Annotated in this window: 1 protein-coding gene; it reads right to left on the bottom strand. The window is 43.3% G+C overall.

Annotated elements, in window-relative coordinates:
- On the bottom strand, positions 1-273 hold a 273-nt coding region (locus A3757_RS27820; RefSeq protein WP_231878375.1), incomplete at its 3' end, for a hypothetical protein.
- Positions 274-623 lie beyond the last annotated feature (350 nt).

Below are 623 nucleotides of genomic sequence, written 5' to 3'. Positions count from 1 at the left end.
TGCTTCCAGGACGGAGTGTCCAGATCGAGAATGGAGAGGGAGGTCTCGGTGTTGTACACCGTTTTGTTGAAGTAAGCGTGAAACATCTTTGAGAGGTGCAAAAAACTGGTTTCGTTTATAGATCAGGAATATAGATGAGAGCCCAGAAAGAGCAATAAGAAAAACGGTCCAATATGACGAGGGCTGTATTAGCCACGATGTTAGTGTAATGATCGTTAGTAAGGCGATAAAGGGAGTACTGTCTAGTTTCTCAGCCCAAGGCATATTTCGCATGACAAAGCTCCTCTTGGAAATGCCGATGAATTTGAGTGTTTGTATTACAGAGGAGCAAGTACTATGCCGCAGAGTAACTAAGGATTGTTACTGTTTGTAAGGTCTACGGACGACGCTGGTCTTAGCGGGTTTGAGTGTGAGGAGCAATAATAAGGCATAGTTTATTGTTGGGGTTTTTGCCCTACTAAAATGCGAGATGGATCGTTGTGGTGCATGAATTCACACATTAGCTGCTAAATTTTTTTATTCCAACGTGCCTCCTTGGTATTTCTGAACCGCTAAACTTTCGCAGAGCAAGAGGCACTTAAGGCAGGACATACACCCATAAGTCTACAAGATCTAACTCGTCT

It is taken from the genome of Oleiphilus sp. HI0117, assembly GCF_001635235.1.
Note: the sequence above shows the minus strand (reverse complement) of the source record. Positions and strands in the feature narration are given on the sequence as shown.